Source organism: Cryobacterium sp. N22 (assembly GCF_002929555.1).
In the GTDB taxonomy this organism is placed as follows: domain Bacteria; phylum Actinomycetota; class Actinomycetes; order Actinomycetales; family Microbacteriaceae; genus Cryobacterium.
Genome location: NZ_PJJP01000034.1, coordinates 1 through 22,674, shown reverse-complemented (window position 1 = coordinate 22,674; position 22,674 = coordinate 1). Strand labels below are relative to the sequence as shown.

The 22,674-nt window shown below is 68.3% G+C and carries 25 protein-coding genes and 1 pseudogene; 18 read left to right on the top strand and 8 right to left on the bottom strand.

What is annotated here, in order from left to right; translation table 11 throughout:
* Positions 1-113 precede the first annotated feature (113 nt).
* The gene (locus CXY76_RS09300) at positions 114-524 is read left to right on the top strand and encodes a CbbQ/NirQ/NorQ C-terminal domain-containing protein (RefSeq protein ID WP_199190254.1); all 411 of its coding nucleotides are present in this window, start codon (positions 114-116) and stop codon (positions 522-524) included.
* 62 nt (positions 525-586) lie between these two features.
* On the opposite strand, the gene CXY76_RS09295 is transcribed toward CXY76_RS09300, so the two are convergent.
* Positions 587-865 (bottom strand): GlsB/YeaQ/YmgE family stress response membrane protein, encoded by a 279-nt coding sequence (locus CXY76_RS09295; RefSeq protein WP_104163959.1) that lies wholly within the window; start codon positions 863-865, stop codon positions 587-589.
* A gap of 145 nt (positions 866-1,010) precedes the next feature.
* On the opposite strand from CXY76_RS09295, the gene CXY76_RS09290 reads away from it, so the two are divergent.
* The 4 genes from CXY76_RS09290 to CXY76_RS09275 are packed head-to-tail and all read left to right on the top strand — an operon-like array spanning position 1,011 to position 4,870.
* Complete coding sequence (locus CXY76_RS09290; protein ID WP_104163958.1) at positions 1,011-1,673, top strand: response regulator transcription factor; 663 nt, start codon at positions 1,011-1,013, stop codon at positions 1,671-1,673.
* Positions 1,674-1,708: 35 nt separating this feature from the next.
* The gene (locus tag CXY76_RS09285; protein ID WP_104163957.1) at positions 1,709-3,325 is read left to right on the top strand and encodes a xylulokinase; all 1,617 of its coding nucleotides are present in this window, start codon (positions 1,709-1,711) and stop codon (positions 3,323-3,325) included.
* Between the two features lie 44 nt (positions 3,326-3,369).
* Positions 3,370-4,077, top strand: a complete 708-nt coding sequence (locus tag CXY76_RS09280; protein ID WP_104163956.1) for an alpha/beta hydrolase — start codon at positions 3,370-3,372, stop codon at positions 4,075-4,077.
* A 31-nt stretch (positions 4,078-4,108) separates the two neighbouring features.
* A complete protein-coding gene (locus CXY76_RS09275) occupies positions 4,109-4,870 on the top strand; it encodes an SDR family oxidoreductase (RefSeq protein ID WP_104163955.1) in 762 nt (253 codons plus the stop codon).
* A gap of 10 nt (positions 4,871-4,880) precedes the next feature.
* Here CXY76_RS09275 and CXY76_RS09270 read toward each other — a convergent pair whose 3' ends face one another.
* Positions 4,881-5,294, bottom strand: coding sequence for a helix-turn-helix domain-containing protein (locus tag CXY76_RS09270; protein WP_104163954.1), 414 nt, complete (start codon positions 5,292-5,294; stop codon positions 4,881-4,883).
* Between the two features lie 78 nt (positions 5,295-5,372).
* Between CXY76_RS09270 and CXY76_RS09265 the strand changes: the two genes are divergently transcribed.
* Positions 5,373-6,194: an NAD-dependent epimerase/dehydratase family protein gene (locus tag CXY76_RS09265; RefSeq protein ID WP_199190253.1), complete on the top strand. Its 822-nt coding sequence runs from the start codon at positions 5,373-5,375 to the stop codon at positions 6,192-6,194.
* Here CXY76_RS09265 and CXY76_RS09260 read toward each other — a convergent pair.
* Positions 6,184-7,245 carry an SDR family oxidoreductase gene (locus CXY76_RS09260; RefSeq protein ID WP_104163953.1) on the bottom strand — a complete coding sequence of 354 codons (1,062 nt, stop codon included), beginning with the start codon at positions 7,243-7,245 and terminating at the stop codon, positions 6,184-6,186. The genes CXY76_RS09265 and CXY76_RS09260 overlap by 11 nt on opposite strands.
* Before the next feature lie 85 nt (positions 7,246-7,330).
* Between CXY76_RS09260 and CXY76_RS09255 the strand changes: the two genes are divergently transcribed.
* The 7 genes from CXY76_RS09255 (at position 7,331) to CXY76_RS09225 (ending at position 13,616) form a co-directional block, all read left to right on the top strand.
* A complete protein-coding gene (locus CXY76_RS09255; protein ID WP_104163952.1) occupies positions 7,331-7,642 on the top strand; it encodes a helix-turn-helix transcriptional regulator in 312 nt (103 codons plus the stop codon).
* A 52-nt stretch (positions 7,643-7,694) separates the two neighbouring features.
* Positions 7,695-8,261 (top strand): AAA family ATPase, encoded by a 567-nt coding sequence (locus CXY76_RS09250; protein ID WP_104163951.1) that lies wholly within the window; start codon positions 7,695-7,697, stop codon positions 8,259-8,261.
* Positions 8,262-8,331: 70 nt separating this feature from the next.
* On the top strand, positions 8,332-8,739 hold the full coding sequence (locus tag CXY76_RS09245; protein WP_104163950.1) for a hypothetical protein: 408 nt from the start codon (positions 8,332-8,334) through the stop codon (positions 8,737-8,739).
* A gap of 141 nt (positions 8,740-8,880) precedes the next feature.
* Positions 8,881-10,170, top strand: coding sequence for an ROK family transcriptional regulator (locus CXY76_RS09240; protein WP_104164127.1), 1,290 nt, complete (start codon positions 8,881-8,883; stop codon positions 10,168-10,170).
* A gap of 82 nt (positions 10,171-10,252) precedes the next feature.
* Positions 10,253-11,332, top strand: coding sequence for a sugar ABC transporter substrate-binding protein (locus tag CXY76_RS09235; protein ID WP_104163949.1), 1,080 nt, complete (start codon positions 10,253-10,255; stop codon positions 11,330-11,332).
* Positions 11,333-11,454: 122 nt separating this feature from the next.
* Positions 11,455-12,315: an ATP-binding cassette domain-containing protein gene (locus CXY76_RS09230; protein WP_104163948.1), complete on the top strand. Its 861-nt coding sequence runs from the start codon at positions 11,455-11,457 to the stop codon at positions 12,313-12,315.
* Positions 12,312-13,616: a sugar ABC transporter permease gene (locus CXY76_RS09225; protein ID WP_104163947.1), complete on the top strand. Its 1,305-nt coding sequence runs from the start codon at positions 12,312-12,314 to the stop codon at positions 13,614-13,616. The genes CXY76_RS09230 and CXY76_RS09225 overlap by 4 nt, the downstream gene beginning before the upstream one ends.
* Before the next feature lie 185 nt (positions 13,617-13,801).
* Here CXY76_RS09225 and cobA read toward each other — a convergent pair whose 3' ends face one another.
* Positions 13,802-14,896, bottom strand: coding sequence for a uroporphyrinogen-III C-methyltransferase (gene cobA / locus CXY76_RS09220; protein WP_104163946.1), 1,095 nt, complete (start codon positions 14,894-14,896; stop codon positions 13,802-13,804).
* A gap of 3 nt (positions 14,897-14,899) precedes the next feature.
* A complete protein-coding gene (nirB, locus tag CXY76_RS09215) occupies positions 14,900-17,572 on the bottom strand; it encodes a nitrite reductase large subunit NirB (RefSeq protein ID WP_104163945.1) in 2,673 nt (890 codons plus the stop codon).
* Between the two features lie 203 nt (positions 17,573-17,775).
* On the opposite strand from nirB, the gene nirD reads away from it, so the two are divergent.
* Complete coding sequence (gene nirD, locus CXY76_RS09210; protein WP_104163944.1) at positions 17,776-18,174, top strand: nitrite reductase small subunit NirD; 399 nt, start codon at positions 17,776-17,778, stop codon at positions 18,172-18,174.
* Entirely contained in the window at positions 18,174-18,917 is a 744-nt protein-coding gene (locus CXY76_RS09205) for a sirohydrochlorin chelatase (RefSeq protein WP_104163943.1), read from the top strand. Before nirD ends, CXY76_RS09205 begins: the two co-directional genes overlap by 1 nt.
* A gap of 28 nt (positions 18,918-18,945) precedes the next feature.
* Here CXY76_RS09205 and CXY76_RS09200 read toward each other — a convergent pair whose 3' ends face one another.
* Genes CXY76_RS09200 through CXY76_RS09190 form a run of 3 tightly spaced genes read right to left on the bottom strand, consistent with a single transcriptional unit; the run spans position 18,946 to position 21,325 of the window.
* A complete protein-coding gene (locus CXY76_RS09200) occupies positions 18,946-19,500 on the bottom strand; it encodes a GNAT family N-acetyltransferase (protein ID WP_104163942.1) in 555 nt (184 codons plus the stop codon).
* Between the two features lie 9 nt (positions 19,501-19,509).
* Positions 19,510-20,367, bottom strand: coding sequence for a hypothetical protein (locus CXY76_RS09195; RefSeq protein WP_146073418.1), 858 nt, complete (start codon positions 20,365-20,367; stop codon positions 19,510-19,512).
* Between the two features lie 10 nt (positions 20,368-20,377).
* Entirely contained in the window at positions 20,378-21,325 is a 948-nt protein-coding gene (locus CXY76_RS09190; RefSeq protein ID WP_104163940.1) for a LysR family transcriptional regulator, read from the bottom strand.
* Positions 21,326-21,457: 132 nt separating this feature from the next.
* Between CXY76_RS09190 and CXY76_RS19745 the strand changes: the two genes are divergently transcribed.
* The 3 genes and pseudogenes from CXY76_RS19745 to CXY76_RS09180 all read left to right on the top strand — a co-directional run.
* On the top strand, positions 21,458-21,580 hold the full coding sequence (locus CXY76_RS19745) for a hypothetical protein (protein WP_255408472.1): 123 nt from the start codon (positions 21,458-21,460) through the stop codon (positions 21,578-21,580).
* A 73-nt stretch (positions 21,581-21,653) separates the two neighbouring features.
* The gene (gene pyrE / locus CXY76_RS09185) at positions 21,654-22,199 is read left to right on the top strand and encodes an orotate phosphoribosyltransferase (RefSeq protein ID WP_199190252.1); all 546 of its coding nucleotides are present in this window, start codon (positions 21,654-21,656) and stop codon (positions 22,197-22,199) included.
* Positions 22,199-22,674, top strand: a pseudogene (locus CXY76_RS09180) (hypothetical protein); the annotation flags it as partial. The gene pyrE and the pseudogene CXY76_RS09180, both read left to right, overlap by 1 nt.

The window sequence follows — 22,674 nt, the reverse complement described above, 5'->3', positions numbered from 1 at the left end:
CGCCCGCCGGGTTCGGCGGGCAGCCACCGGCGTAGTCGAGCAGGATCAAAGAAGCACGATCGCCGGGTTCCTCTTACAGTAGGTGCCATAAGCGCAACCCTGAGGAGTAGATGATGAGCACAGCATTCAGCAAAGAGGAGAAGGCCGCGATGCGGGCGGTGGTGGCCGAAGCAAAGGCTGCACAAGTCGGCGCCGACCTGGAAGCGGCGTGCCTCGCCGCAATCGCCGAGATGTCCGGCACGGACCAGGAACTGGCCGAGACGCTGCACCGGCTGGTCAAGGACAACACCGACCTGGGCGCCAAGACCTGGTACGGCATGCCTGCCTACGCCAACGCGGACGGCAAGGTGGTGGTCTTTTTCCAGAGCGCCGCCAAGTTCAAGGTGCGCTACGCCACCATCGGTTTCCAGCCGGACGCGCACCTCGACGAGGGCAATTTGTGGCCGACGTCGTTCGCGGTAGAAAGGCTCACCGACGCGGACCAGAAGCAGCTGGTCGAGCTGCTGAAGAAGGCCGTCTCCTGACGGAAGCACTCAGGGCGCAGTTGGCCCGGTGACCGACGAACAGCGGTCACCGGGGGAGCCGGCTAGTGCTGAACGCTGCGCCGGCCGCTGACGCGGATGTAAACCAAGAGCACGATGATCGCGCCGATGATGGATCCGATGATGCCGGCTGGCTGGAAGAAGCCGTCCATCGGGTCGTGCTGGAAGATCAGGAAGCCGAGGAATCCACCGACGAAGGATCCGAGGATGCCCAGCACAATGGTCATCGGGATGCTGATGTTCTGCCGACCGGGCACGACGAGGCGAGCGACGGCGCCGGCGATGATGCCGACGACGATGAGGCTGATGATGAGACCAAGCATTGTGGTCTCCTTCCTGTTGGGTGTGGCTGAGCCTTCGATGTGACCAGCGATTGCTGGACGATGAACAGCAAAACACCCTGACGGAGGCGGCGGTACACCCTTAGGGGTGTAGCCACTCGACCGACACTGGCAGTAACGTCCTACTATGTCCCCGTCCCAGCCCGTGACTGTCGCCCTTGTCGATGACTACGACATTGTGCTCAAGGGCCTGGCGCACATGTTCGATCACTACCGGGATCGTGTGCTTGTTGTGGAGATCGATGCGAACACGGCTCTCTCCGACACGACCGACATCGTGCTGTATGACTCCTTCGCCCAACCCGAATCCGATCTGTCTGAGCTCTCGGCTCTCGTCCGGAATCCACGAGCCGGTCGCGTCGTTGTGTACACCTGGAACTTCCAGCCCGCGCTCATCGCCGATGCTTTGGATCGGGGTGTCAGCGGCTACCTGTCGAAGACGTTGCCCGCCCGCGACCTCGTGGCGGCCCTGGAATCGGTGCAGGCCGGCGAGATCGTGGTGAGTGATCCGCCGAAGCGGGCGGGCAGCGCTCCGGGGCTGGACTGGCCCGGGCGTCGCGAAGGGATCACGGATCGCGAGTCCGAGATTCTGGCGTTGATCACCCAGGGCAAGAGCAACGCCGAAGTGGCCGCGCTCACCTATCTCAGTCCCAATACCGTGAAGTCCTATATACGTAGTGTCTACGGCAAGATCGGCGTTGCCAGCCGCACCCAGGCCGTCCTGTGGGGCGTCGGCAACGGATTCACCCCCGACCACCATCGGATCGACAACTGGCTCGGCGGACCTTGACAGTGGGGCGGTGAAATCACCGCCATAATCGACATATGACTAGCAACGATGCACTCGAGGCCGCCCGGACCGCAATTCTCAGCGGACGGACGTCCCTGGGAATCGAGCTGGGGTCGACCCGCATCAAGGCCTGCCTGATCGGCGAGGACCCGGCTGACGTGCTTTCCGTCGGCAGCCACGAGTGGGAAAACCAGTTCGTCGATCGCGTCTGGACGTACTCGTTAGCAGACGTCTGGACGGGCATCCAGGCCGCACACGCTGCCCTCGTCGCCGACGTCGAAAAGCAGTACGGTGTGCGCCTCGAGAGCTACGGTGCGGTCGGCGTTTCGGCCATGATGCACGGCTATCTCGCGTTCGACGCCGCCGGCGAACAACTGGTGCCGTTCCGCACCTGGCGCAACACCACGACCGGTCCAGCGGCGGCCGAGCTGACCGAGCTGTTCGGCGTGAACATTCCGCTGCGCTGGTCGATCGCCCACCTGCACCAGGCGGTTGTCGACCACGAGCCGCACGTGTCGCAGCTCGATTTCATCACGACCCTCGCCGGCTACGTGCACTGGCGACTCACCGGCCGCAAGGTCCTCGGCGTCGGCGACGCATCGGGCATGTTCCCCATCGACGCCGCCACCGCCGACTACGACGCCGAACTCCTCGCCCGGTACGACGGCCTGGTCGCCGAATCCGCTCCCGACCTCAACCTTGCCGCGCTGCTGCCGACGGTGCTCGTGGCCGGACAGCCGGCTGGCGAGCTCACCGCAGCGGGCGCGGCCCTCCTGGACCCGACCGGAGCCCTCCGGCCCGGCGCCGTGCTGTGCCCGCCGGAAGGCGACGCCGGCACCGGCATGGTCGCCACCTGTTCCGTCGCCCCACGCACCGGCAATGTCAGCGCCGGCACCAGCATCTTCGCGATGGTCGTGCTCGAACGCCCCCTCAAGAAGGTGCACCACGAACTCGACCTGGTCACCACACCGGCCGGCGATCCCGTCGCGATGGTGCACTGCAACAACGGGGCAAGTGAGCTCGCCGCGTGGGCCGGGATGTTCGGCCGCTTCGCCGCGGCCAGCGGAAACCCCGTCACCAGCGACGCGGTCTTCGACGCTCTGTTCCGCGAGGCGCTCGACGGTGACGCGGATGCCGGCGGCCTGTTGGCCTACAACCACCTGGCTGGCGAGCCCATCGCCGGCCTCACCGAGGGCCGGCCGCTCTTCGTGCGCACCCCCGACAGCCGGCTCACCCTCGCGAACTTCATGCGCGCACAGCTCTACGGAGTGTTCGGCACGCTGAGCCTCGGTATGCGCGTGCTCGCCGAGGAGGGCGTCGAGCTCGACGCGATGTTCGCGCACGGTGGGCTCTTCCGCACCGCCGGTGTGGCCCAGAGATTCCTCGCCGGTGCCCTGGACGCCCCGGTCTCCGTCGCCGAGACGGCCTCGGAAGGCGGTGCCTGGGGCATCGCGGTCCTGGCGTCCTTCACGGCGGCCGCAGCATCCGGCGTCGACCTCGATCTTGACGGCTACCTGCGGGAGCGAGTCTTCGCGGGGCAGGAATTCGAGACCGTCGCACCCGACCCTGTCGACGTCGCCGGCTTCTCCAGCTACCTCGACCGCTACCACGCGGGCCTCGCCGTCGAGCGGGCTGCCGTCGACACGCTCTGATCCGAGCTCCACCACCACTTCCCAACCGTGCAGGAAGGACCGACATGGAACTGATCTTCGTCCACGGCGCTCTCGTGCGAGACGGGCAGTGGTGGTGGCAGCGAAGCGCTGACCTTCTCCGCGAACGCACGGGCATCCGCAGCCGAGCCCTGGCGCTGCCGTCCTGTGGCGAGACTACGCCCGAGCAGGTTGCGGGCGGCCTGATTGCCGACGCCGCGGCCCTCCGCCAGGACCTCGATGATGTGGATTCAGCGATCGTGGTCGGCCATTCGTATGGCGGCACCGTCATAGCCGAGGCCGGCGCACATCCCGCCGTCGCGCACCTGCTTTACGTGTCGTCGTATCTGCCCGAGATCGGGCAGTCGCAGGGCGCGATCATGAGCGGTGAGAGCAACCCGGTGTCGATCGGAGTCAACGGCGATGGCACGCTCGGCGTTTCGGGCTACGACGCCGCCTCGTTTGGAGCCCGATTCCTGCAGGACGCGGACGCCGCCACCCAGCAACAGGCCTGGGAGCGAGTGACCGCGCAGGCCGCCGGAGCGTTCATGACGCCGACCAGCGCTGCCGGCTGGCACGGGGTCGATTCGACGTACATCGTCTGCGGGCAGGACCGCAGCACGTCGGTGGATCTGCAGCGATTCCACGCCGAGCGAGCGACGCGCGTCGTCGAGCTTCCGACCGGGCACCACCCGTTCATCACCCGTCCCGACCTGGTCGTTGAGCAGGTACGAGCGCTCGCGCACGAGTTGTGATCGGCATCCGGCTCACGGTCATACTGGTGGGATGAATACAGACCCAGGGGCCCGCGGCGTTGCAGTCATCACGGGTGGGAGCCGTGGAATCGGTGCCGCCGCCGCGATTGCCGCGGCACATGCGGGCTGGTCAGTGCTCCTCACCTATCAACGAGATGAGCAGGCAGCCGCCACAGTCGTCGAGACGATTCAGACGGCCGGCCGTCTGGCGTCCTCCATCCGAGCAGACATGGCGAGCGAGGACGACATAGCGGCGATGTTCGAGGCCGCCGACAAACTCGGCAGGGTAACGGCGTTCGTCGCCAATGCCGGAGTCGCAGCCTCACAGTCCAGAGTTGATGAGCTCACCGCTGCACGCATCGCCGAAATACTCGCGGTCAACGTCGCGGGCCCATTGCTTGCTTGCGGGCATGCGGTACGGCGGATGTCCACACTCCACGGGGGCGCGGGCGGAGGCATCGTTCTGGTGTCATCAGCGGCGAGTCGGCTGGGGGCGCCCGGCGAGTACGTGGACTACGCCGCATCGAAAGGTGCAATCGACACTCTCGGCATCGGCTTGTCACGTGAAGTCGCCAATGAGGGCATTCGGGTGAACGTCGTTCGGCCCGGAATCATCGACACGGAAATGCACGGTCGAAACGGTCGACCGGACCGGGCGCAGGACATGGCCCCTGCCATTCCGATGCAACGAGCCGGACATCCCGCGGAAGTCGCAGCCGCGATCATCTGGCTGCTCGGCGACGATGCAAGCTACTGCACCGGAAGCATCCTGGACATAGCCGGAGGCCGCTAGCTCAGATCTCCTATCGGATCTCGTGGCCGGGGTGAGCTGTGTCGTAGTGGTGGCGGGCTTCGGCAATGGCCGGGCGTTGTTCGAGTGACCAGTCGGCCAAGGCCTTCACGAGGTGGGTCAGGCTCTCGCCGGTCCGCGTGAGCTCGTAGGAGACCTGGGCCGGAACTGTGGCGTAGACGGTGCGGGTGACGAGACCGTCGCGCTCCAGCCGGCGCACGGTGAGGGTCAGCATCCTTTGCGAAATGCCGTCGATGGCTCTCTGCAACTCGCGGAACCGGTGGACGCCGCTTGCGAGCTGAACGATCACAAGCACCGACCACTTGTCACCGACGCGGTCGAGGACATCGCGGATTCCGCAGTCGGGATGCTCCGCCTTGCCGCAGGGATCCAGCAATGCGGTTACTTCGGTGTGCGTCACTGACACGAAACTGCCTCCTTGTGGGCTCCCCGCCGGTCGGACACGATCAATCGTAGTTACTGAACAGAACCACGAAAGGCACACATGATTCTCGTGACCGGCGCATCGGGTCAACTCGGTGGGGCGATCCTTGCCTCACTCATCAATTCGGGCCACGAGGCGGTCGGTAGCAGCCGCGCCGGAGGGGCGCCCGGCCGGCGGATCGACTTCGACCAACCCGCAACTATCGATTTCTCTCAGGTGGACACCCTGGTCTTGGTCTCGGCTGGGGAAGCCGAGGACGACGTGGTGATTGCCCGGCATGACGCGGCCATTGCGGCGGCGGAGCGGGACGGCGTTCAGCATGTCATCTACACCAGCGTCACAACCGCGGGGGATCATCTCGCGTTTGCGCTGGCTCACCGGTGGACCGAACGCCGCCTCCGGAACAGCTCGATGTCGTGGACCGTGCTCCGAAATGGTCTCTACGCCGAGCTGTTCGGTTCGCTCCTCACCTGGTCGCCCGAGGGGCTGTTATCGGCGTTCGGGCCAGGATCCCTCGCCGCGGCCACTCGCCACGATCTGGCAGATGCCGCCGCAATCGTTGCCGCCGACGCTGCACGGCACTCCAGCCGAACGTACGATCTGGTCGGGACTCCCGTCAGCGCAGCCGCAGTGGCCCAGCGCCTGGGCGTTGCCGTGGTGACGACGTCGCTCGAGGACCGCCGTGCCGAGCTTCTCGGAGCCGGACTGAAACCATTTCAGCCCTCGATGCTGATGTCCATCTACACGGCAGTGCGACACGGCTTTCTCGCTCAAGGCAACGATGACCTTCGAACAGTGCTCGGCAGATCTGTGCAGGACGGAACGGAAGCCGCAGCGAATGCCGTCACCCTGGGTCGTGTGGTGCCCGCCCTTAGGGGATGAGCCTCTGATCGCGGAGGCTCTGGAAGATTCGGAGGAACATCTCCTCGGTCTCGACGTACTGGTGGAAGCCGGCTCGCCGCGCCTTGGAGCTGTCGGCGATGACGTCGTAGTCCCAGCCGAACACGAAGTCGCCGAACTGCCAGGACGAGACTACCGAGTACGGCGTGGGCTGGAGTCCGTGGGCCGCTACCAGGTTGTCCCACAGGTCGTTCTTGTCGGCCATGATCTCGGTGAGCTGCATGGGCAGGGGCGGGGCCACATCGAGTTCGAAGAACGCCGCGATCTTGGGCCACATCCGGCTCCACCGGAAAACATCGCCGTTGGTGATGTTGTAGGCCTGATTGGCACTGCCAGTGTTGGTGGCGGCCCACACCGTCGCGGCCGCCAGAAGGTCGGCGTCGGTCATCTCGATCAGGGCCGTGTAGGCGCCGGGCTTGCCGGGGAACCGCAGCGGGATGCCGAGCTCCTTGCTCATCGAGGCGTAGATGGCGATAACCATGGCCAGGTTCATCGGGTTGCCGAGGCCGATGCCGGCCACAACCGAGGGTCGGAGTGCGGACCAGGTCCAGGAGGAGCCCACCTGCCGCCGCTCGAGGAATTGCTGCTGGTCGACGTTGAACTCGGGCGGCATGTGGGGCGGGTCATCCTCGCGTGCGGGTGTCGGGAAGGGGCCCAGGTGAGCGCCATAGACCTTGTAGCCCTGCATGAGGCTGATGTGTTCGAGGTGCGGTGCGAGGGGCTCCACGGCGTCGACGATGTTGGTCAGCATCGCCAGGTTGGGCGGCACCAGCTCGGCCCACGTGGCTCGGTCCTGATAGGCCGCATAAAAGATGTGGGTGACGGCCGAGATGCCCGGGACGCGGGCCAGGGCGCCAGCAGTTTCGTCAGCCTGCAGGAGATCGACGGCGACGTGCCGCACGGCTCCACCATCGACTCCGCCGCGTCGGGAGAGCCCGATGACGTCCCAGCCGCCGAGGCTCTGAAGGTGGGTGATGAGGTTCCCGCCGATGACTCCGTGGGCCCCGACAACGAGCGCTGTCCTCTGGGTCATATCGCTTCCAATCGTTAAATCGTTATTTACCGATGCATGTTTAGCACATCATCGCGATTTTACGATTTAGCTGTACTCTGGTGGAGTGCCAGACCCTCTCGATGACCTCGTTCCAGCGTTCAAGGCGTTGGGGCACCCCACGCGTCTCGCGATCCTCGGCTGGCTCAAGGACCCGGCTTCGTTTCCTCCGCAGGACCAGCCGGCCGAGGACGTCGGGGTGTGCCTGAAGCACATTCAGGCCCGCGCGAACGTTTCCCAATCAACCGCCTCTCAGTTCATGGCGACTCTGCAGCGAGCGAACCTCGTGACGTGCACCCGGGTTGGGCAGTGGTCGCACTACCGTCGCAATGAGGAGACAATCGCGCGCCTCGGGCAGCTCGTGAGCGACGCGGTCTAAGCGCCGTGGCAGATTAGCCTCGGGCGTGACCGGCCGTGTTTACACTGGGTCGATGCTCTCCTCCGACGGCGCCCTTCCTCATCGTCCCCGCCGCGTCCTTGTCGCTGGGGTGTCCGGCACGGGCAAGACCACCCTGGCCGCGCGAATCGCCGTGCTCACCGGGGGTCCGCACACGGAGATCGACGGGCTGTTCCACGGCCCGAATTGGGTTCCTCGGCCAGAATTCGCCGACGATGTACGAGCCTTCATCGCCGCGGAGTCGTGGACGACCGAATGGCAGTACAGCGCCGCCCGTGAGGTGCTTGCCGAGCGTGCCGATCTGCTCGTGTGGCTCGATCTGCCATTCCTGCGAGTGACGCTTCCCCGGGTGATCCGCCGTACCGTCCGTCGCCGGGTTCGCCGGGAGGAGTTGTGGAACGGCAACGTCGAGCCACCGTTCCGCACGCTGCTCACCAACCGTGAGCACATCGTGCGATGGGCGATCTCGACCCGGCGGAACTACGAGGAGCGGGTGCCGCTGGTGGAACTCCAGCATCCGCACCTCGTCGTGGTGAGGCTGCGATCGCAGCGTGAGGTCGAGCAGTGGCTGGGCGGGGCTCTCGCTCACGCCGTGCGCTAACGCTGGACCTGATTGCGTCGTGTTTCCTGCTTGGATGGGGTGGTCCCTCCATTCGAAAGGCCGTGACGAGATGACCGAGCCCACCGGGCGCCGCGTGAGGGGCGGGTACACACCCGTCGACCCGGACAAGTTCGTGCACATCGACCGGCCGAGCGACGCGTCGCTGCGCGGAGCGATGGTCGTGGGCTTTGTGCTCGCCATCGGGGCCGGGGCCAGCGCCGCTGCCTTCGTTGTCGTCTTGTTCGACCCGGCCGAGGACTGGATTTACCTGGTTGCCGCTCTGATCGGAGCGTCCCTGGCGCTCCTGTGGAGTGTTCGCAGCACGTTGCGGTCCGGACGGCGGCGGCGGGAGGACTTCGTGCGGTGCGGCGGTGACCCGACCGGGATGACCGACATGATGTTCGGCTCCATGCGGGGCGTGCGGACCCCCGAAGGTCGTTGGGAAGTCCCCGAGCAGGGCTCCGGCGACTACGTCTGAACTGACCAGCGACGCGCGTCTATAAGGACAAGGGCCGCAAACAAGGACCCGGTGTCCAATCCCGTCCTTGTAAGGTCACTTTTTCCTTATAACGAGGTGCAGTTCCTCGCGAACACCTCGCCCGGCACTATCGTGTGTCCTGTGAGCAGCCGCCGCAATCCCGGGTCGCAGTCGTCCCTGCGTGAGGCCAACCGCGCCCGCATTCTTGACGCGATCACGCACCATGGCGCCCTCACCCAGGTGGAACTGGCCGCGGTCACCGGGCTGTCGCCGGCCACGGTGTCCAACATCGTCAAGGAGCAGGCCGCCGCCGGGGTGCTGGCGACCACCCCGACCTCGCGCAGCGGCCGCCGCGCGGTGCGGGTCACCCTCGCCCGGGAGGTGGGCCTGGTGGTGGGCCTGCACGTGGCGAACCGGCAGCTGCGGCTGGCGCTGGCCGATGCCGGCCACCAGGTGCTGGCCGAGCGGATGCTGCCGCTGGCCCGCGACCACCGCGCCGACAGCGAACTCGACAGGGTGATGCTGCTCATCCGGGACATGACCGAGTCGGTCGGTGCCGGCCTCGACGAAGTGCTCGCGGTGGGGGTGGGCCTGGCCGCTCCGGTCGACCCGCGCACCGGCCTCATCGCCACCCCCGGCCTGCTGCGCGGCTGGGACGGGGTGCCCGTCGCTGAGGAACTCGAGTCCCGGCTGCACCGCCCGGTGTTCGTCGACAACGAGGCCAACCTCGGTGCGCTCGCCGAGTACCGTATTGGCGCGGCCCAGGGCATCCGGCAGGCGGCCTACCTGCGCCTGTCGCACGGCGTGGGCGCCGGGCTGATCGTGGACGGCCGGGTCTACCGCGGCGGCAGCGGCAAGGCCGGCGAGATCGGCCACCTCACCCTCGACGAGCAGGGACTGGTCTGCCGGTGCGGCAACCGCGGCTGCCTGGAAACCCTGGTGGGGGCCCCCGCGCTGGCCGCGAAGTTCCCCGGCAGCCACGGCGAGGTGAAGCTGCGCGACATCGTGCTGCGCGCCGACGCCGGCGAGGCCCTGGCCCGCCGGGTGATCGCCGACGCCGGCCGGCACCTGGGTATCGCGCTCGCGGGCCTGAGCAACCTCGTCGACCCGCACCGCATCGTGGTCGGCGGCGAGCTGGCCGAAGCCGGCGAGATGCTGCTCAGCCCGCTGCGGCACGCTCTGGAAAGGTCCACCCTGGCCACGCCATCCGGGGTTCCCGAGGTGGTCAAGGGCGAGCTGGGCGAGCGGGCCGAGCTGCTCGGTGCGGTGCTTTTCGCCATCGATCGGGCCCAGATCACGGCGGGCCGGGCCGAAGACACCGTCCGCACCGTGGCGGCCGCCCCGGCCCCCGATATCCTGCCGGGGATCGGTGGAATCCTGCCCGGTTTGGCCCCGCAAATATCGCCCGAAAGGGGCGGTCTGGCCTCTTGAGTTCAAGCCTTGACGGCATTTGGCACCGGGGCCATGCTCGTTACACCGCCAACGAGGGTGGTCACAGTAGGAGGCATTCATCATGAGCAAACCCAGGAAGAGGTTCGCGCTCCTGGCAATTGCAGCACTCGCGATATCAGGCGCCCTTGCCGCCTGTTCCCCGTCCGGTTCCGACTCCGACAGCACCGACGGCTCCGGCGACACTATCAAAATCGGCCTACTTCTACCCGAAACCAAGACCGCCCGGTACGAAGCGTTCGACCGACCCTTGTTTGAAGACAAGATCACCTCGCTCGGCAACTACGAGGTTGTCTACGCCAACGCCGCCCAGGATGCCGACAAACAGCTACAGCAGGCTGAATCGGCGCTCACCGAGGGGATCAAGGTGCTGGTGCTCGACCCCGTTGACGGCACGGCCGCCGTAACCATCGTCGAGGCTGCCGCCGCGCAGGATGTGCCCGTGATCGCCTACGACCGCTTCATCAAGAGCGACAAAGTCTCCTACTACATCTCGTTCGACAACGAGAAGGTGGGGGTTCTGCAGGCCACGGCACTTGTCGACAAGCTCAAGGCAGACGGCACAACCACGGGCCTGATCATGATCAACGGGTCGCCCACCGACGCCAACGCAGCCGACTTCAAGAAGGCCGCGCACTCGGTTATCGACCCGAGCGGCATCCCGATTCTCGCCGAATTCGACACGCCAGACTGGAGTCCGGACAAGGCCCAAGAGTGGGCGGCCGGCCAGGTCACCCAGTTCGGCACCGAGATGTCCGGCGTGTACGCGGCCAACGACGGCACCGCCGGTGGCGCCATCGCCGCGATGAAGGCCGCCGGAACCGACCCATGGCCGCCGGTCACCGGTCAGGACGCTGAGCTCGCCGGCATCCAGCGCATCGTCGCCGGGGACCAGTTCATGACCGTCTACAAGGCGATCAAGCTGCAGGCCGAGCTTGCGGCAGAGGTCGCCCATCAGCTGGCCCAGGGTAAGACGCCGGAACCCGACACCACTGTTCAGGACATCCCGTCAACCCTGCTCACCCCGGTGGTGGTCACGGTCGACAACATCCAGGAGACCGTGATCGACGACGGCTTCTGGACGGTCGACCAGATCTGCACGGCCGACTACGCCGACGCGTGCGCCGCCGCCGGGCTGCAATAGCACGTGCGACTGCGCCCGGCCGCACGGAATAGCCATAACTGAACAGTCACGAACGGCCGGCCGGGGCACCGCTACCCACGATTGCGGGTCCCGGCCGGCTCCACCCAGCAGGAGGAATCACAATGACTGTGCTTTCCACCCCCGAGACACATACCAGCGAGCTGGTGCTGTCGCTTCGCGGAATCGACAAGAACTTCGGAGCCGTGCAGGCTCTCACTGCCATCGACCTCGACATTTACAGCGGCGAGGTGGTCGCCCTGGTCGGTGACAACGGCGCCGGAAAGTCCACGCTGATCAAGATCCTGGCCGGGGTGCACCCACAAGACGGCGGCACGATCACGTCGGGCGACAAGCGGGTATCGATCAACAACCCCGCGGACTCCAACAACCTCGGTATCGCAACCGTCTACCAGGACCTCGCGCTCTGCGACAACCTCGACGTGGTCGCCAACCTGTACCTCGGGCACGAGCTCGGGCGCGGCACCATCAACGAGGTCGAGATGGAGAAACGCTCCTGGGGGCTGCTCCGTCAGCTCTCCGCCCGGATCCCGTCGGTGCGTATCCCGGTCGCATCCCTCTCCGGCGGGCAGCGGCAGACCGTGGCGATCGCCCGGTCGCTGATCGGCGAACCGCGCATCGTCATCCTCGACGAACCCACCGCCGCCCTGGGTGTGGCCCAGACGGCCGAGGTGCTCAACCTCATCGAACGGTTGCGCGAACGCGGCCTGGCCGTGGTGCTGATCAGTCACAATATGGCGGATGTGCAGGCCGTCGCCGACCGCATCGTGGTGCTGCGGCTGGGCAGAAACAACGGCGAGTTCAGGGTCGCCGACGTCAGCTATGAGGACATCATCGCGGCGATCACCGGCGCAAGCGACAACGCCGTCACGCGGCGCGCCCAGGCGCGGGTGGACTCCGCCGACGCCGCGGCCGCGGCGAGCGAACCTATCGACACCGCACTCCCCGAGGAGGATCGGCCATGACGACCCCGACTTCGACCCCGCCGTCGGCCGGAGCCGACGACACCGCCCCGCCCACCGAAACGGTTCGGCTGGCCGCCGTTGCGGCCGACCTGCAGGACGAACGCCTGATCCAGCCGCACGGCATCGGCGGCACGGTGCGCGCCTTCGGCAGGCGGGTGCGTTCCGGTGACATCGGTTCGCTGCCCGTCGTGATCGGCCTGATCGTGATCTGGGTGGTGTTCTCCCTGCTCAACCCGAATTTCCTCTCAAGCACCAACCTGGTCAACCTCACCCTGCAATGCGCGGCGGTCGGCACCATCTCCGTCGGCATCGTGCTGGTGCTCCTGTTGGGCGAGATCGACCTGTCGGTCGGTTCGGTCAGCGGCCTGTCGGCGGCCATCCTCGCGGTCAGCTTCGTCAACCTGGGTTGGCCCCTGCCGGTGTCCCTGCTGGCCTCATTGCTGACGGGTATGGCGATCGGGCTGCTCTACGGCTTCCTGTACACCCGGTTCGGGGTACCGAGCTTCGTGATCACCCTGGCCGGTTTGCTTGGCTTCCTGGGGTTGCAGTTGTGGGTGCTCGGCTCAACGGGGTCGATCAACATCCCGTTCGACTCCTGGATCGTGCAGTTCGCCCAGCAGTGGTTCCTGCCCGACTGGCTCTCCTACGTGCTGGTGGTGCTCACGGCGCTGGTCTATGCGGCGCAACTGTTCGTCACCGCGAACCGTCGGGCCGCGGCGGGGCTCTCCGCCGTGCCGGCCACGTCGATCGTGGTGCGCAGCGTGTTCCTGCTGCTGGTGCTCGGGGTGCCGACCTGGTACCTCAATCAGACCCGCGGGGTCGGCGCCATGTTCCTGTTGTTCCTGGTGATTGTGGTGGTGGTGAACTTCTTCCTCACCCGCACCCGCTGGGGCCGGTCCGTCTACGCCGTCGGCGGCAACGTCGAGGCCGCCCGCCGTTCGGGCATCAACGTCACCGGGGTGTACCTCTCGGTGTTCATGCTCTGCTCAACCTTCGCGGCCCTCGGCGGCATCCTCGCCGCGGGGCGGCTGGCGGCGGCCAACCAGGGCTCGGGCGGCGGCGACACCAACCTCAACGCCATCGCCGCGGCGGTGATCGGCGGCGCCAGCCTCTTCGGCGGCCGCGGCAGTGCGTTCTCCGCCTTGCTGGGCATCCTGGTGATCCAGTCGATCTCCAGCGGTCTCACCCTGCTCAACCTGGACTCGTCGATCCGGTACATGATCACCGGCGCGGTGCTGCTGCTCGCGGTCATCGTCGACTCCCTGTCGCGTCGCACCCGGGCGTCGCACGGTAGAGCCTGACCGCCTCCCGCCCGGGGCCGGGCGGAGGCGGCAGAGGAAGGCGGCGGTTCTCGCCCCACGACGGCAGCGCAGCCGGCGAGGGCAGGATCGCCGCCTTCGCGTTGCGCCGGCCGGGCTGCCCGACCGGCACCGACCGGCCGAATTGCAGGAGTTATGCAACCCGTCCGGTAGTGGAGGAGGCGAACTCAGGCTGTCAGGGTGGCGGCCTCGCGCAGGAGGTCGGCGGCAGCGTCATCCCCGTTCGCGGCCAGGCTCACCACGTCGCCGATCACCACAACGGCGGGGGAGCGCACCCCGGCATGCGCCGCGAGCTCACCGATGGTGTCGAGGCGGCCGAAGGTCGAGCGCTGGTCGTGCGCGAATCCCCGTTCGATGATCGCTACGGGCATGTCGGTGCGCATCCCGAGCCTGGAAAGCCCCGCGGCCATCTGCTGCAGGGTGCCGATGCCCATCAACACCACGATGGTGCCGCCGAGGCCGATCAGATGGGTCAGCTCCGAATCGGTGATCGGTGCGTGACCGGAGATCACCGTGAACAGGTGACTGACCTCCCGGTGCGTCACGGGGATGCCCGCGGCGGCCGGCACGGCGATCGCGCTCGTCACGCCCGAGATCACGGTCACGGGCACGCCGGCGGCACGGCAGGCGAGAACCTCTTCGCCGCCGCGCCCGAAGACGAACGGGTCGCCGCCCTTGAGTCGCACCACGGTGCGGCCGGCCAGGGCCGAGGCCACCATCATCCGTTCGGCGTCACGCTGCGGAACCGCGTGGTGCCCCGGCGCTTTGCCGACGTCCACGTGCTCGGCGCCCGGCGCCCACTCCTCGAGCCGGTCGGTGGGACCCAGTCGGTCGTAGTACACGATGTCGGCGGCGTTCAGTGCCGCGAGCGCGCCGACCGTGAGCAGGCGTTCGAGGCCGGGGCCGCCGCCGACGAGCGTGACCGACCCGATGGGTGCAGTCGCCGCCGCGGTTTCCCGGCTCAGCCAGGTGCGGTGCGTGGCGCACGCCGCGGTGATCACGGCGTCGGTGGGCGGTGTGGTCTCCACGAGGGCGACCAGGTCGACCGCGCCGATGAGTGCATCCCACGCGCCCACTGACCGGGGAAACACCGGGGTGTGCACCCCGGGCGCCGGCTGGCCGGCCGGCGAATGCGGGCCGGGCCCGGCCAGGTGGTACACCGTCGCACCCGAGGCCAGGTACCGCGCGAGGACGCGGCGTGACGCGTGGGCGCCGCCCACGACGAGCACCCGTTTCCCCGAGAAGTCGAGGTTGAGAGTCACGGGCTACTCCGCGCCCATCGCCGAGGCGACCGGGATGTCGTCGCCGACGCGCCGCACCGGGATGGTGACGCCGGCCAGGTGCACGGGGCCGGCGGCGCTGGTGCCGTCGCGCTCGTCGGGCCGGGCCGGACGCGGCTGGCCGCGCTCGATGACCTGCAGGAGCGACGGGTCGGGGGTGTCGGCGTTCACGAACGGCCGGAACCGGCGCAGCCGCTCCGGGTCGGCGAGGGTCGCCGCCCACTCGTCTTCGTACACGTCGATGTGCGAGGCCATGGCCGCTTCGAGGTCGGCGGCGATGCCCAGCGAGTCGTTCACGACCACGTCGCGCACGTGGTCGATGCCGCCCGCGATCTCTTCCTGCCAGCGAGCGGTGCGCTGCACCCGGTCGGCGGTGCGGATGTAGTACATCAGGTACCGGTCGATGTACGTCACGAGGGTGTCCTCGTCGAGGTCCTTCGCGAGCAGCACGGCGTGAACAGGCTGGAAGCCGCCGTTGCCGCCGACGTAGAGGTTCCAGCCGAGTTCGGTGGCGATGACGCCGATGTCCTTGGCGCGGGCTTCGGCGCACTCGCGAGCGCAGCCGGAGACCCCGATCTTGAATTTGTGCGGCGAACGCAACCCGCGGTACCGGTTTTCCAGCGTGATCGCCAGCGCCACGGAATCCTGCACGCCGAAGCGGCACCAGGCCGATCCGACACACGACTTCGCCGTGCGCAGGCTCTTGCCGTAGGCCTGGCCGGATTCGAAGCCGGCATCCACGAGGGTGCGCCAGATGTCGGGCAGCTGGTCGAGCCGGGCGCCGAACAGGGCGATCCGCTGGCCGCCGGTGATCTTGGTGTACAGGTTGAATTCGGCGGCGACCTCGCCGATCACGATGAGCTTCTCCGGGGTGATCTCACCGCCGGGGATGCGGGGGATCACCGAGTAGCTGCCGTCCTTCTGCATGTTCCCGAGGGCACGGTCGTTGGTGTCCTGCAGGCCGCCACGGCCGGCATCCAGAATATACGCGGAGGACTGCGAGGCCAGGATCGAGGCGATGGTGGGCTTGCAGACGTCGCAGCCGAGGCCGGTGCCGAAGCGGTCCATGATCTGGTCGAACGAGGTGAGCTGCAGCACCCGCACCGATTCGAAGAGTTCGCTGCGGCTGATGGAGATGTGCTCGCAGAGCGCCTTGGAGATCTCGAGGCCGGCAGCGGTCAGCTCGGTTTCGAGCACCTTCTTGAGCAGCGGCACGCAGGAGCCGCACTGGGTACCGGCCCTGGTGCAGGCCTTCAGGGCGCCGAGCTCGGTTACCGGGTCGCCATGGTCACCACGGATGGCCGCGCGCACGGTGCCGAACGACACGTCGTTGCACGAGCACAGCTGGGCGTCGTCGGGCATGTCAGAGCTGGACGGCAGCTCGGCGCCGGAGGCGGACAGGTACGCTCCGGGCTCGGCGGGCAGCTCGCGGCCGAGCAGCGGACGCAGCGACAGGAACGGGGACGCGTCGCCGACGAAGATGCCGCCGAGCAGGGTTTTCGCATCGCTGGAGACGACGACCTTCTGGTACAGGCCGCGGGCCGGGTCGGCATAGACGACCTCGAGGGCCCTCTCGCCGGTGGCGAAGGCGTCGCCGAAGCTGGCCACTTCCACTCCGGACAGCTTGAGCTTGGTGGCGTCGTCGATGCCGGGGAACAGGGCCTGGCCGCCGTTGAGCCTGTCGGCGACGACCTCGGCCATCGCATTCGCCGGTGCGACGAGCCCGATGCACTGGCCGTCGTAGCTGGCGACCTCGCCGATGGCCCAGATGCCGGGCACCGAGCTGGAGCAGTCGTCACCGATCACGATGCCGCCGCGCGGGCCGATCTCCAGGCCTGCGGTGCGGGCGAGTTCGTCGCGGGCCCGGATGCCGATGGACCAGACGATCAGGTCGGCATTGAGCGAGCGGCCGTCGTCGAGGGTCAGCCCGAGCACCTGGCCGGTCTCGGCGGTGAGGATCTCGGTGGGGCGGTGGCCGAGTTCGAGGTGGATGCCCTGGCCGTCGATGAGGCGGCCGAGGGCCATGCCGGCACCCTGGTCGAGCTGGGTGGGCATCAGCCAGGTGGCGCCATCCACGATCGTGGTGTTCGCGCCGAGGCGTTGCACTCCACCAGCGGCCTCGAGTCCGAGCAACCCGCCACCGATCACGGTGACGTTCGCGGGCCGGCCGAACTTCGCCTTCAGGCGTGCGGTCTCGCTGACCAGGAAGTCCACGTCTTCGATGGTGCGGTAGACGACCCCCTTGTCGGCCCCGGGAACCGGGGGAACGAAGGCGCTCGATCCGGTGGCGAAGACCAGGTCGTCGTAGACGAGGGCGTCACCGTTGTCGAGGGTGACGGTCTGGGCCGCGGGGTCGACGGCGGTGACGCGGCGGCCGCCGCGGTAGTGCACGGTCTCGGACTGCCAGAACACCGGGTCGCCCAGGGTCAGGTCCTCCGGACCGTTCAGGCGGTGCGAGAGCGACACCCTGTCGTAGGGCAGGTGATTCTCCTCGCCGATGACGGTGATGTCCACGGGCCGGGCGGAATCGCCGTTGGCCTCGGCGCGGGCGACCATGGCTTCGGCAAACCTGTGCGCGGCGGGACCGCCTCCGATCACGATGACCCGGCGCGTGCCGTTTGATTCGATCGTCTTCGGCAGGGGGGTGTTCAGTGTCATTACGGCATCTCTCGGGGGTCAATCAGGTGGCATATTCCCGACGGCGTCGTCCGCCGTCGCGCCGCCTCATGGCGTCTCTCAAGTAAGCCATACCCGCGCGCGCCTAAAGAGGGTCCTTAGTCCCGAAAAACGCGCCCTCGGCTTGGGTAATCTGAGGGGGTGCCGAACGCATCCACTGGCCCGGCGCAGGAATCGAGGACATCATGCTGACAGCTCAAGACACCACGGCACCACGAAGCGCCGACGCGACCAGCGGATGGGCGACCGTCTGCGAGCTCGCCCAGCTCGAACCCCTTTGGGCAGAAGCGGCCATGGTCGACGGCGAGCAGCTCGCGCTGGTGCGGATGCCCAACGGAACCGTGTACGCCGTCTCCAACCAGGACCCCGCGACAGGCTCGTTCGTGATGTGCCGGGGCATCGTCGGTTCGCACGGCGACCGGGACACGCTGGCCTCTCCGCTGCACAAGCAGGTGTACGACCTGGCCAGCGGCGAGTGCTTCAGCTCCGCCGACCTCACGCTGCGCACCTTCGAGACCCGGGTCGAATCCGGCTCCGTGTGGGTGCGGCTGGTCCCGGAAGCCTCGGCCCGCGCCGCGGCGTGATGAGCGACGCACCCCAGAGCGAGATCGCGCCGCTGCTCCTCCTCGCCTCCCACGGCTCCCGGGATCCCGCTGCCCAGCGCGCGGTGCTGGCCCTCGTCGACGCGGTGACCCTGGCGCTGACCACGATCAGCCCGGCCACCCTCGTCACGGCCGGTTTCATCGACGTGCAGCAGCCGGATGTGCCGCACTGCCTCGCCGCGGCCGAGCCCGGCCGGGCCGCCGTTCTCGTGCCGCTGCTGGTGTCCGCCGGCTATCACGTGCGGTTCGACCTCGCCAACGCCGTTGCCCAGGCCCAGCCGCGCCAGGTCGCCGTCACCGCCGCGCTCGGACCCGACAGCCGGCTGACCGGCATCCTCGCCGACAGGCTGGCCCAGAGCGGCCTGGGCGCGGGAGACCGGGTGATCCTCGCCGCCGCCGGATCGAGCGACGCGAACGCCGTGGCCGACTGCCGCGCCGCGGGCGAGCAGCTCGCCGCCCTGCTGGGCCGGCCGGTCACCGTCGCCTTCATCGCCGCCGCGACGCCGAGCCTGGCGGATGCCGTGGCCGCCGCGCGGACCGAGTCACCGGATGCCCGCGTGGTCGTCGCGAGCTATCTCCTGGCACCGGGCACCTTCGCCAGATGGTCGCTCGACGCGGGCGCGGACGTGGTCAGCGCGCCCCTCCTTGTCGAGGGCGAAGACCCCCCGGCCGCGCTCGTCGACGTGGTGGTGGACCGGTACCTGACCGCCCTGCGCGCGCTCTGACGTCGCAGCCGTCGGCAGTCGGCGGGGCCTACACCTCGAGGCCGTCGCGGATGATCGTGTGCCCGGTCGGCCACTCGCTGAACGGCGCCGACACCGGGAGCACCATCGCGGGGCCGGTGAAGGTCTCCGGGCGCATCTTGGTATCGATCATGCGGGTCACCTGTCCGGGCGACTGCTGCCAGCCGCCGCCGACATAGTAGGCGACGAGCTCGGGGGCGCAGGTGAGGTAGCCGAACGGCAGACCCTGGCCGGTCAGGGCCGCGGCCGCCTCGGTGAGCAGCCGGCGACCGAGGCCCGTGCCCTGGTAGTCGGGATCGACACCGACCAGGCCCACATCGCCGACCAGTTGCGACCCGCCGGACTCCAGGCGCAGCATCCGCCGCACGAAGCCGAGGTGGGCGACCGGCCGGCCCTTGTCGTAGGCGATCACCCGGGCCTCAGGGCGGGCACCCATCCAGCTGCGGGCGCCGGTGAAGGTGGCGTGATCCTCCGGGAAGTAACGCGCGAACAGGGCCGCGAGGGCGGTGTGGTCGTCGGCCGAGAGATCGGCCTCCCAGCGTAGGGTCCATTCGATGTCAGCCATCCGGTCAGCCTAACCGGCAGCGCGACGCGTGGACCTGGCGAGTCCGGCGACGAAGAACACCACCAGGCCGATGAAGACCCAGCTGGCGATGACGGCCCGTGGTTCCCCGGTCAGGGTGATGAGCTCCCAGAAGTCGTAGACCATCCGGCTGATCCGGTTACCGCCCTCGTCGGAGACGTTGGGCATCGACACGGCAAATCCCACGATGCTGAAGGGGATCGCCGCAGTCCAGCGCTGTTCGCCCGGTGACAGTCGGCCGAACACGCTTCCGCCGGGCGAGCGGTGCGGCAGCAACGACGCCGCAAAAAGCCCGATGGGTGCGATCAGGAGCATCCAGACGAGCACGGAGGTCAATGCGGCGATCGTGAAGATCAGCAGGTGCATGCCCAGCACGCCCGCCACGGGCATGCCCGGCACGAACGAATCGGTGGGGAGGCTCCACGGGGTGATCACCGCAAGCACGAGAAGCGGCACTGTCGCCGGCAGTACCCAGACGGTCCAGGAATGCCGGGGTGGAGTATGGCCGGTGATCGTCAGCCGGGTGTAGAGCGGCGCCGTGGGCAGCGCATAGACCGCCCAGCAGATCTGGAACAGGTAGCCCAGGAGCAGGATCGCCGCAGCGACGGGGGTGAAGACAGCAAAGTCCGGCGCCCCAGGCCGGATGACGAGCACCACCCATGCCGCGATCACCGCGAGGGCGGAGGCGCTCGCCACAATGATGGGAGCGGCGGGCAGGGAAACCGGGCGGGAACCGTTCCGGTGACTCCGGCGAAGAGCCCTGAGCTCGGAAGGGGAGAGCCCCTGGCGGGCGGTCTTCGAACGCGCGGCGACAGTGCCCCGGTCGGCTCGGCGTGATCGTCGCGTCATTCCCCACACCCTATCTGGCGGTGATTTCCGGCTCAGCCGCCGCCGCCGCGTGCTCGGCCTGCACCTGAGCCGCCCGGGCGCGCAACGCCTCGACGACGGTGCGCACGGCCAGGCGCTCGGCCCGGTCGGGGCGCATCAGCGCCACGATCTGCCGTTCGGCGTCGAGTCCCCGCAATGGCTTGAGCACCATCCGGCCCGGCTGATCGCCGCTGGACGTGTACCGGGGGACGAGGGCGATGCCGAGACCGGCCATGATGAACGATTCGATCAGCCGCATGTCCGCGAACCGCTGGGTCACCCGGGCGCGGCTGCCGGTCTGCAGCTCGATGTCGTGCAGGATGCGTCCGAACGGGTAGCCGACCGGCACGCCGATCCAGGTCTCGCCGACCACGTCGCTCGCGCCGAGGGACACCCGGCCGGCCAGCCGGTGGCCGGTGGGCAGGCCGACGTCCAGCGGCTCCGTCATCAGGGGCACCGAGGTGAGGCCGCGTCCGCCCCAGGTGTGCTGCCCGCGCATGCTGTGGGCGAGCACGATGTCGTATTCGCTCGTGAGTGCGGGAAAATCGCTGAGTTCCGGGTCCATGTCGGTGCAGTGCACCGCCAGGCCGTCGTGGTCGGCGAGGTCCTGCAGCGCCCCCGGCAGCAGCATCTGCCCGGCGGTGGGAAACGTGACCAGGCTCACGTCGCCGGTGGCCCGGTTGCGGAAGGTGTCCCAGACCGCGGTGGCGCGCTCCAGGGCCACCGCGATGTCCGTCGCGCTCGCGGCCAGCGCGCGGCCCGCGTCGGTGAGCACGAGCCCGCGCCCGCTGCGTTCGGTGAGCGGCAGGCCGGCCTCGCGCTCGAGGACCTTCAGCTGCTGCGAAACCGCCGAGGGGGTGCGGTGGGTGGCCCGGGCCACGGCGGTCACGCTGCCGCGTTCGGCCAGTTCGCGGAGCAGTTCGAGGCGCTGAACATCCATGAAGCCAGACTACATGGTCACTGCTAAACAATGTGATTGTGCTGAATGGTTGTTGGTGGTCTGATGAAGACGTCGGTTACCGGGCTCCTGCCCGGGTGACCCGGCCATCCACTTCCTTCGAAAGGCACGTCAGTGTTCGTTTTCATGCTCCTCATCTCCCTGGTCGCCGTGGGCTCCGTCGTCGGCACCGTCGTCGCCGTGAACAAGGATGGCTACGGTCGTGTTCCCGTGCGGAAGTTCGTTCGCAGCTTCTAAAACACGCCGTCCGGCGCACGCCTGCATCGTGCACCGGGCGCGCGGGCGCGTGTTGGCCTAAAGTAGCCCTGTGATGGATACCCGCAGAAAACTCATCGACTATATCTCGGCCGACGCCGTCTTCCACGGTGACTTCACCCTTACCAGCGGCAAGAAGGCCACGTACTACGTGGACCTCCGCAAGGTCAGCCTCGACCACAGGGTCGCCCCGCTGATCGGCCAGGTCATGATCGACCTCATCAAGGACATCCCCGATGTCGTGGCCGTCGGCGGCATGACCATGGGCGCCGACCCCGTCGCCACGGCGATCCTGCACCAGGGTGCCGCCCGCGGGCTGGCCTACGACGCCTTCGTCGTGCGCAAGGAGCCCAAGGACCACGGCCGCGGCCGCCAGGTCGAGGGCCCGGAGCTCGCCGGCAAGCGGGTCATCGTCCTCGAAGACACCTCCACCACCGGCGGCTCGCCGCTGGCCGCCATCGAGGCGCTGCTCAAGGTGGGCGCCGTCATCGCCGGCGTCGCCGTGGTCGTGGACCGCAGCACCGGGGCCCGCGAGATCATCGAAGCGGCCGGCTACCCGTACTACGCGGCCATCGGACTCGAGGACCTGGGACTGAGCTGATGCCGGAGCAGGGCGGAAACGACGACAAGGACCTCGGCCTGGACTGGCTCGCGGCTCAGCTGAACGCCGACGACGACGAGGCCGCCGCCGAGCCCGACGAGGATGCCGCGGACGATACCGCCGCGGGCACCGAAGCGGATGCTCGTCCCGACTCCGCCCCGACCGTCGCCCTCCCCGTCGCGCCGGTTGTCGTGCCTCCGGTCGCACCGCCCGCAGACCCTCCCACCGCTCCGCCCGCGCCCGCCGCCGAGCGGGCCGTTCCCGAGCGGCCCGCCGCGCAGGTTCCATCGGCGGATTCGGTTCCGGCCGGCGGCGACACCGCTCCCGCCGCGACTGCCCCGGCAGAGCCGGCCTCCGGCGGCTTCCGCTGGGGCCTCACCCCGAGCGTCGAGCCCGATCCGGCCGTTGACGCCGTGCGCCGCACCCCGCCGGCCCAGGCCGCCCCCGTCACGCCGGTCACACCCGCCGCGCCCGT

Coding starts and splice junctions, on each gene's coding strand:
- CXY76_RS09300 (WP_199190254.1), top strand. CDS start 114: ATGAGCACAGCATTCAGCAAAGAGGAGAAGGCCGCGATGCGGGCGGTG.
- CXY76_RS09295 (WP_104163959.1), bottom strand. CDS start 865: ATGCTTGGTCTCATCATCAGCCTCATCGTCGTCGGCATCATCGCCGGC.
- CXY76_RS09290 (WP_104163958.1), top strand. CDS start 1,011: ATGTCCCCGTCCCAGCCCGTGACTGTCGCCCTTGTCGATGACTACGAC.
- CXY76_RS09285 (WP_104163957.1), top strand. CDS start 1,709: ATGACTAGCAACGATGCACTCGAGGCCGCCCGGACCGCAATTCTCAGC.
- CXY76_RS09280 (WP_104163956.1), top strand. CDS start 3,370: ATGGAACTGATCTTCGTCCACGGCGCTCTCGTGCGAGACGGGCAGTGG.
- CXY76_RS09275 (WP_104163955.1), top strand. CDS start 4,109: ATGAATACAGACCCAGGGGCCCGCGGCGTTGCAGTCATCACGGGTGGG.
- CXY76_RS09265 (WP_199190253.1), top strand. CDS start 5,373: ATGATTCTCGTGACCGGCGCATCGGGTCAACTCGGTGGGGCGATCCTT.
- CXY76_RS09260 (WP_104163953.1), bottom strand. CDS start 7,245: ATGACCCAGAGGACAGCGCTCGTTGTCGGGGCCCACGGAGTCATCGGC.
- CXY76_RS09250 (WP_104163951.1), top strand. CDS start 7,695: ATGCTCTCCTCCGACGGCGCCCTTCCTCATCGTCCCCGCCGCGTCCTT.
- CXY76_RS09245 (WP_104163950.1), top strand. CDS start 8,332: ATGACCGAGCCCACCGGGCGCCGCGTGAGGGGCGGGTACACACCCGTC.
- CXY76_RS09235 (WP_104163949.1), top strand. CDS start 10,253: ATGAGCAAACCCAGGAAGAGGTTCGCGCTCCTGGCAATTGCAGCACTC.
- CXY76_RS09230 (WP_104163948.1), top strand. CDS start 11,455: ATGACTGTGCTTTCCACCCCCGAGACACATACCAGCGAGCTGGTGCTG.
- CXY76_RS09225 (WP_104163947.1), top strand. CDS start 12,312: ATGACGACCCCGACTTCGACCCCGCCGTCGGCCGGAGCCGACGACACC.
- nirB (WP_104163945.1), bottom strand. CDS start 17,572: ATGACACTGAACACCCCCCTGCCGAAGACGATCGAATCAAACGGCACG.
- nirD (WP_104163944.1), top strand. CDS start 17,776: ATGCTGACAGCTCAAGACACCACGGCACCACGAAGCGCCGACGCGACC.
- CXY76_RS09205 (WP_104163943.1), top strand. CDS start 18,174: ATGAGCGACGCACCCCAGAGCGAGATCGCGCCGCTGCTCCTCCTCGCC.
- CXY76_RS09200 (WP_104163942.1), bottom strand. CDS start 19,500: ATGGCTGACATCGAATGGACCCTACGCTGGGAGGCCGATCTCTCGGCC.
- CXY76_RS09195 (WP_146073418.1), bottom strand. CDS start 20,367: ATGACGCGACGATCACGCCGAGCCGACCGGGGCACTGTCGCCGCGCGT.
- CXY76_RS09190 (WP_104163940.1), bottom strand. CDS start 21,325: ATGGATGTTCAGCGCCTCGAACTGCTCCGCGAACTGGCCGAACGCGGC.
- pyrE (WP_199190252.1), top strand. CDS start 21,654: ATGGATACCCGCAGAAAACTCATCGACTATATCTCGGCCGACGCCGTC.